7 protein-coding genes are annotated in these 7753 nt (G+C 53.3%); all 7 read right to left on the bottom strand.

What is annotated here, in order from left to right:
• The coding region (locus HMPREF1992_RS00555; RefSeq protein WP_021683846.1) for a DEAD/DEAH box helicase at positions 1–1258 on the bottom strand (1258 nt) is incomplete at its 3' end.
• The gene (locus tag HMPREF1992_RS00550; protein WP_006696285.1) at positions 1255–1542 is read right to left on the bottom strand and encodes a VRR-NUC domain-containing protein; all 288 of its coding nucleotides are present in this window, start codon (positions 1540–1542) and stop codon (positions 1255–1257) included. The genes HMPREF1992_RS00550 and HMPREF1992_RS00555, both read right to left, overlap by 4 nt.
• 141 nt (positions 1543–1683) lie before the next feature.
• Positions 1684–3888 carry a phage/plasmid primase, P4 family gene (locus HMPREF1992_RS00545; protein ID WP_021683844.1) on the bottom strand — a complete coding sequence of 735 codons (2205 nt, stop codon included), beginning with the start codon at positions 3886–3888 and terminating at the stop codon, positions 1684–1686.
• Positions 3879–4283, bottom strand: coding sequence for a DUF4406 domain-containing protein (locus HMPREF1992_RS00540; protein WP_006696287.1), 405 nt, complete (start codon positions 4281–4283; stop codon positions 3879–3881). Before HMPREF1992_RS00540 ends, HMPREF1992_RS00545 begins: the two co-directional genes overlap by 10 nt.
• A gap of 50 nt (positions 4284–4333) precedes the next feature.
• Entirely contained in the window at positions 4334–5107 is a 774-nt protein-coding gene (locus tag HMPREF1992_RS11670; protein ID WP_006696288.1) for a phage antirepressor KilAC domain-containing protein, read from the bottom strand.
• Between the two features lie 120 nt (positions 5108–5227).
• The gene (locus HMPREF1992_RS00530) at positions 5228–7180 is read right to left on the bottom strand and encodes a DNA polymerase (protein ID WP_021683842.1); all 1953 of its coding nucleotides are present in this window, start codon (positions 7178–7180) and stop codon (positions 5228–5230) included.
• Between the two features lie 67 nt (positions 7181–7247).
• On the bottom strand, positions 7248–7753 hold a 506-nt coding region (locus HMPREF1992_RS00525), incomplete at its 5' end, for a DUF2815 family protein (RefSeq protein ID WP_021683841.1).

Raw genomic sequence — 7753 nt, 5'->3', positions numbered from 1 at the left:
CAATCGTGCCCTCGGCGATGATGTGCTGCACCACGACGGTCTTGGCACTCTGCCCCTGCCGATAGAGCCGCGCCACGGTCTGTTGGTAAAGCTCCAAGCTCCATGTTATCCCAAACCAAACGAGGGTTGAGCCGCCGCTCTGAAGGTTCAGCCCGTGTCCCGCACTTGCAGGATGGATGAGTGCGACGGAGATTTCGCCGCGATTCCAACGGGCGATTGCGTCATCTGTATCCAGTCGCACACACGTCACACGCTTTTCAATGCGCTCTGCATCATGCCTGAACCAATATGCCACGAGGAGCGGCTTGCCATTCATGCTCTCTACGATGTCCTCTAAGGCATCGAGTTTGCGGTCATGGATATGCAGTGTAGTCCCATCGTCAGTGTAAACCGCACCATTCGCCATCTGGGCGAGTTTCCCAGACAGGACTCCGGCATTTGCCGCCGTCACCTCGTCGCCCTTCATCTGCAAAACCAACTGCTCGCACATCTCGGCATACATTTTCTTCTCTTCCTCATTCATGCGAACACTGTATTCGCTCTCGATCAGCTCCGGCATCCTCAGATGGTCGGCGGCTTTCATGGAGATGGTAATATCGGAGATTTTCTCGTAAATCCGCTCCTCGGCTCCGGGCAAGGGGACGTAGGAGAAGACCACCTGTCCGTTGCGCTTATCCGGTTTGAAGTAATCTTGCCGATACTTCGTAATGAACCGCCCCAGACGCTGTCCCATGTCGAGTACCTTGAACTCTGCAAAGAGATCCATCAAGCCGTTGCCAGATGGCGTTCCCGTCAGCCCGATGACTCTCTTTGCCGAGGGACGAACCTGCATAAGTGCCTTGAAGCGTTTACTGCTCCAGTTCTTGAAAGACGAGAGTTCATCAATCACAATGGCATCGTAGGTGAAGTCGGTTTTCTCAACGAGCCACGGAACATTCTCCCGGTTGATGATGTAGAGGGAGGCTTGCTTGCGAAGTGCCTCCCGACGTTCTTTCTCCGTCCCCACTGCTACGGAGTAGTGAAGATGTTTCAGATGCTCCCACTTTCCGATCTCCTGCGGCCATGTGTTCCGCGCCACACGCAGCGGCGCGATGATAAGGACGCGGGAAATCTCAAAATAGTCAAAGAGCAGGTCATTGAGAGCTGTGAGGGTAATCACGGTCTTCCCAAGCCCCATATCCAGGAGTACGGCTGCAGTCGGATGGCTTTCGATAAAGTCGATGGCGTACTGCTGATAATCATGCGGTATGAACTTCATGGGGCATCACCTCCTATCTCAGTTAAAACCTTGTCAATCTGATTGATTTCGTCAATCACATGCACCTTGAATCCAAGCCGCCGAAGCAGTCTGTGCCGGGCGAGCTGCAACGGTCGAGGCTTTCTGCCCGGTGCTTTCAGTTCCACAAAGCCCATCCTGCCATGTGGCAGAAGCACCAGTCGGTCGGGCATTCCGGCAAATCCCGGCGAGGTAAATTTCGGAGCGATGCCGCCTTTGCTCCTCGTCGCCATCACGAGTGCGTGCTCGATAACTTTTTCTCTCATATCTGCTAAAACCTCTGTCATATCGGGGCTTATAGTCGTTCTGTGACAGTCGGTGACGGTCTATTACCAAACTCCCCTTATAGACAATTTTTCCTATAAAACAGCCCTAAAGGGGGTTTATAGTATGACCGTCACCGACTGTCACACATCATCTTCCTCTGCCAACCGAACGCCTGTAACAAACCGTCCGTCACGCCGCTTTTCCCGCTTGAAGCCGCGCTGTTCCAGTGCGTTATAAAAATCCGTCGTGCTGCGGATAAAATCTCCGGTTCGCGCACAGTAAGCACGATATGCACTGTAGAACGCACCGGATTTTTCGTGATGATCTGCGCCAATCTCGCAGCACTCTTCAAGGAAGTGGGCGAGCCAGTCGCTGTCGCTCCTGTACCTATTGATGGCATCCTCGACACATTTCGGACGTTTCAGATGGTAGTTCTCCGCGATGGCTTTCTGTGCGCCCTCGATAATCCACCGTAGGGCATACTGACCTGCGTGCTTTTGAAGATGCCCGGCGTAGTTTTTAATGTCTCCCGCCCCGCTGATGACAGCATTGAACGGAATGACGATGAGCCGCCGCCAGATGCCCCTGTCCATCGCGCCTACTTTTGGAAGATGATTCGTGTAAAGCACCAGTGTGTGGCTCGGTGTGAAATCAAACGGCTCCTTGTACTTCTTCTCACCCTTGATCGGATCGGTGGAACAGAGCTGCTTTACGGTCGCCGTAGAGAGGCGCATTCCTTCCTCAAGTTCTGCAGCAATCAAGAGACGCTTGCCCTTCACCTCGGCTATCTCCGGTTTCACGTTGCGCCTACAGCCCGCCGCCAGTGCATCGGCAGAGATACTGCCGGCATAACTGCCAAGTGCCCATGCGATGGTATTCCAGAAGGTCGATTTGCCGTTTGCCCCCTCGCCATAGGAGATGATGACCGCCTCCATATACACCTTGCCTATCGCACCAAGACCGCAGATTTTCTGGACATATGCGATCAGTTCCGCATCACCGAGAAAGATGGTGTTCAGAAAATCCGCCCACAGTTCCCGACCTGTATCGCCGGGAGCCGTACTGCAGATTTTCGTAATAAGGTCGTCGGGTGCAAAGTCCTGGCGAGTGCCGGTGCGCAGATCGTATGTCCCATCATGGCAATTCAGAAGAAACTCATCACGGTCAAGATCGGAGGGCTTTGAAAGGAGGAGCGGCTTTGCCGCCTGTAGCGCGGACACAATGTATTTCATGTCCCGCCGTTTCATGACAAATGCTTTATAAGCCATGGCAGATATGTATGCAGTGTAGGCATCATGTTGATCCGCACTGATTTGCTTTTCGAGCGTCTTACCGCCTGCGTAAATGGTATCCTCCGGAACGCCGACCTCACACAATGCCTTGAAACTGCGCTCCACGGCATCCTTCGCATCGGCAAGCTGAAGATCCAAGAACTCCTCTGCCGCACCAACGGCAAGCTCCCTCGACTCCTCCCAGTATTTCCCGTTGTAGCGAAGATAGTCCGTGGCTGTTGTAAAGCGAAGCTCGTTTTTATATTCCTGCGCCAGAATCTTCGCCTGCCCGATGTCGGAGTAATCGCTTGGTTTCAAGGAGTTCCCGTATTCCTCGGGTGGCACATATCCGTCCTGCTTCTGCACCTTCCTAGCGAAGGTGCACGCACTCCGCCAGATTTTTGACAGTTCCTCATCGGGCAGCGGCGGGCTGCATTTTGCGGCTTCCTCCAAGAAAATCTCATGGGATTTTTCAGAGATTCCGTACCGCTTCAGCACACGCCCGGCAAACAGCGAGAGTGTGTTGTTACGACTTCCTTCGGGAATACTCCTGTCCTTGAACCAGAAGTCGATGGTCACATCGCCTTCCTGCCAGATCACATCATCGACGGGATTTCCATAGATGAACCGAGCAGCATCCAGTGCCCCGTCATCGAAAAACGGAAACTGCCGATGGATATTTTCCTTGAGCCGTCTGCACTGGTCTGCATCGGTGATTTCAGGATGCGGAAAGTAGACATGAAAACGTGGGCGCGCCGTATATTGCCCTTTGGGTTTCATATTGTGACGGCTCGGTGCAACAGCGCAGCACACGCCCTCCAAAATAACAGCTAGGGATTCCGGCGTAATCCAATCGTCGGGATTTTCCGAGTGGTCATTGTCGCAATCCATCACGTCCACGTCGGATGCGCTGAATCTTTCCTTCCCACGGTGATTGTTACGAAAAGCCGCGCACACATGATCGCGAGCAACGGCAGCTTTGAAGTCCTCCGCTGATTTCACGATGCACTTATGGGGATAGATGGCATTGTCTTCCTTGCCACGACAATCCGCCGTATAGAGCGTCATTTGCATACAGATGCCTCCTCGCATTTCGTGGTGAAATAGCGGATGTTCTTCCGCAGTCTCTCGGCATGAGCAATCTCCGCTGCCATGCCCTCGGTGATCCTCTCGCCGAACACCCAGATTTCGCCGCACAGCCGCAAAAGCTCGAAGTTCATATTCATCGCTTTCTCCCGCTCATCTACCTCCGACATGAACTGAGGAAAGTACAAGTGCGGCGCAAGGGGAATGCGTCCCTTGCTCACGGCAAACTTACAGTACTGCCGCGCCCGCATGACGTTGACGCGCGGATTGTCCCGATAGGGCGAGCAGATGTAGGTGAACAGATTCTGTCGGAATACCTTGGTGAGAGCTGCGTGCGCTGTAGGATCGGCATAGCCCTCGTGGTTGTATCTTGGAATGCACATAGTTCCTCCAATCCGCAGGGAGCCGCACGGTGCGACTCCCCACTTTCAAATCACTGCTCGATGAGGGGAAGAATCCCATCCGCTTTCAAGAGGTCATAGATGAAAAGCCGTCCCGCCTGTGTCCAGTAGGTGTGAATCTTGCTGTGGTTCGTACCATCCTTGCCGGGATAGACGTGTGTCTTGGTACTGGTGTAGCCCTTTTCCGCATATTCCTGATAGAGCAGCCAGACACCGCCCATTTTGTACTGGACATCGCTTGCGGAAAGATAGCGGTTCATGTGGCGGCCGCTCCAACCGTAGTCCTTGGCGATAATGGAAATGGGAACGAGGTCGGGACAGTTCAGCACAATGTCGTAGTAGCTTGCTTTCGGCTGAAGCTCTGCAATCTGCTGCTTCTGCACAGCATTCTCTTCCATGAGAGACAGCCGCTTTTCGCGTTCCTCCCTGTACGCCATCAATGCGCAGATCATCGCCTCGGAGTTCTTGAGCATTTCGTCAATCGCATAGACACCGTGCCTCCGAATTGCGGGCAGCACCTCCGAGGTCACCCATCGCTTGAACTTCTTCGCTGCCGGCAGCTTCGAGGAAAGGATGAGACTGTAAAGCCCGGATTCGTTGATCACTGTAACTTCCTGCTCGCCGCCAAGGGTGTCGCATTTTGCTACCCCCTTATCTTCCGTGTCAACACGCTTTGCCAACGCATCACGGGGATTGCTGTACCCGAGAACGTTTGCCACATCTTTGCCCACGAACCACGGCGCACCACTGCGTTCAAACACACGCACCGAGCCGAAATCCTCGTGGGTGAATACCTGTACGTCCATAAATATCTTCTCCTTTATGTACCGGGAAAAATCTCCCTTCACTAACCCACTGGACGTTTTGGGGCAAAGTGGCCGAAAAAGATCAAAAAAAATCCTCCCATTTTTCAGGGAGGAACAGTGTCAATCTTTCTGGTAGAACGAACACTCAAAACCATCAGCATGGAGAAGCAGTCCTTCTGCCCACGGCGGGGTTCTCTCCATCTGCTCACAGACTGCAGAGAAGGCGACACGTTCGTCGCATTCGATGATGAGTTCGTCATGGACATGCGCGACAATGTCCATCGTTCGCAGTGTCTGCATGGCATAGCAGAGAATGTCGCGGCTGATCGCCTGCGTAATATTCTCCACGAGTTTTGGACCGTAGGATTCGATCCGCGCCCACTTTTTTGAGAGATCCAGTCCCATGTAGGTAATGGACTCACCACCAAACTGATTTTCTCCGATGCGCGGCTTCACATAGGAGAGTCTGCGACCGCTCGGAAGTTCGATGAACATCATACCGCCCTGATAGATGAACCGGATTCCGTGCGTGACTTTTGTGCTGCGCTCCTTGATGCAGTCCTTTGCCGCACGATCCACTGCCCACCAGAAATCCACAATGTTCGGATTTGCCGAACGCCAAGCATCCACGAGCGACTTCAGCTCATCTTCCTTCATCCCGGATTCCAATGCGCCGAACGCTTTCAGCGCACCGACGGATCCGCCATAACCACAGGCCAGTTCTGCCTGCTTCCCTTTTTGCCGAAGATGCCCGTTCTCGCCGTGTTTCACCACATTACAATGAAACATCCTACCTGCTGTGGCGCAGTAGATGTCGCCGTTGCTCTCGAAAACATCCATGCGCCATCGCTCCTTGGCAAGCCATGACAATACCCTTGCTTCGATGGCTGAAAAGTCCGCAACGATGAATTTCCTGCCATCCTTGGGAATAAAAGCAGTACGGATGAGCTGCGACAGAACGTCTGGGACAGAATCATAGAGCATTTCCAGTGCCATATAATTTCCCTTCCGCACAAGGTCACGAGCGCACTCCAAATCTGGGAGATGGTTCTGCGGAAGGTTTTGCAACTGCACGATACGTCCCGCAAAACGCCCGGTACGATTTGCCCCATAGAACTGAAACATTCCCCGCGCACGGCTGTCCGCACAAGCGGCATTTCTCATCGCCTGATATTTCTTCACTGAGGATTTCGCAAGCTGCTGACGTAGTGACAATACGTCCTTTAATGGAGCGGGAACAATGGCAAGAAGTGCAGTCACGGACTTCTTGTCAAGCGAGTCGGCTTCGACACTGCGCTCTTTGAGCCATTCCTTCATCTGCGCCACGCTGTTCGGATTCTCAAGCCCGGTCAGAGTCTTCAGTCTGTCCATCAGTTGATTTTTCGTAATCTCGTCAATCTGGACGGCATTCTCCACGAGCGGCATATCAAGCCGTATTCCACGATCATTGATTTCTTGGTCGAGCACATATTCATCCCATACCGACTGTGGCGCAGGATATTTGGACAGTCGCTTCTGAATTGCCATCTCCACTTCCACGTCGCGGCGATTGTAAGACTTAAAGAGTTCCCACTTCTCGCCTGTGGGTTCATGGAACGGAGGCATTGAAAAATAGCGAATCAGTGCCTTGCCCTCAGTCATTTTCTGTTCTTCCAATCTCAACACCCTGCCCACGGTGGCAAGAGAGAGCGGCAGCCCCATGTACGCCGACCAGACCATCGTGCATCGCCAGCTGCGGGGACTCAGAAAACGGGCACACTCTTTGGAAAGTAGATGATTGTCACGGAACGGATCGAGGTCTATCCCCAAGTTCGACAAGTAACGCGACAGGCAAACCCGCTCAAAATTGGCGTTGAACGCCCATTTGATGATGCTCTCATCGGTCAGCGCATCCAGAATCTCCTGTGGAATCTGTTCTCCACTGGCAAGATCGATGACCTCCACCGCGCCTCCATCCACGGAATATCCAAAAAGCAGGATCTCAAAGTCATCTGTCTCAGCGTAACTGTAAACGCCACTTTTTCCAATATCCACACTGCTCCGCGTTTCAAGATCGATAGAAATGAACTTCATGTATGTTCTCCTTCCGTGACAAAGGCAGCGAGGAAGAATCCCCGCTGCCTTTGTCACCTAGTCCTATTTAGCTAAGGAAATCTTCGTCCTCATCGGCGAAATCATCCTCGGCGCGTGTCTTGCCGCCGAGCGGCTCCCCATCAGAAACCTTCTGCAGGTTGTTCAGCCCACAGGCAATTCCGCGATTGCCGTTGCTGTTGAATGCGTAGAAGTTGATGCTTGCGCGTCCATACACACCGGAGTAGACCTCCGAGTGCTCGATGATCGGATTGCGGGCGGCGTCCACGATGCCGGGCGCAGTCGCAGAGTTGGCGTTGATGAAGTAGCTGTCCTTATACGCCTCATCGTCCGGGCGTTCCGCATCGCCGTCACGGAGTGGATTCTTGATCGCCGTGAGCGCGGGGACGGACTTGCTGTTACCCTTGAGCTTCGACTGCCCTTCCTCATATGCTGCCTGAATGGCATTCTTGACTGCCGTCACTGTCTTGGTGTCGCTCTTCGGTATGATGAGCGAGACGCTGAACTTCGGCGTACCGCCATTGATGGACTTTGCCTGCCAGACGTTGGCATAGC

The organism is Selenomonas sp. oral taxon 892 str. F0426 (assembly GCF_000468035.1).
Taxonomy (GTDB): domain Bacteria; phylum Bacillota; class Negativicutes; order Selenomonadales; family Selenomonadaceae; genus Centipeda.
Note: the sequence above shows the minus strand (reverse complement) of the source record. Positions and strands in the feature narration are given on the sequence as shown.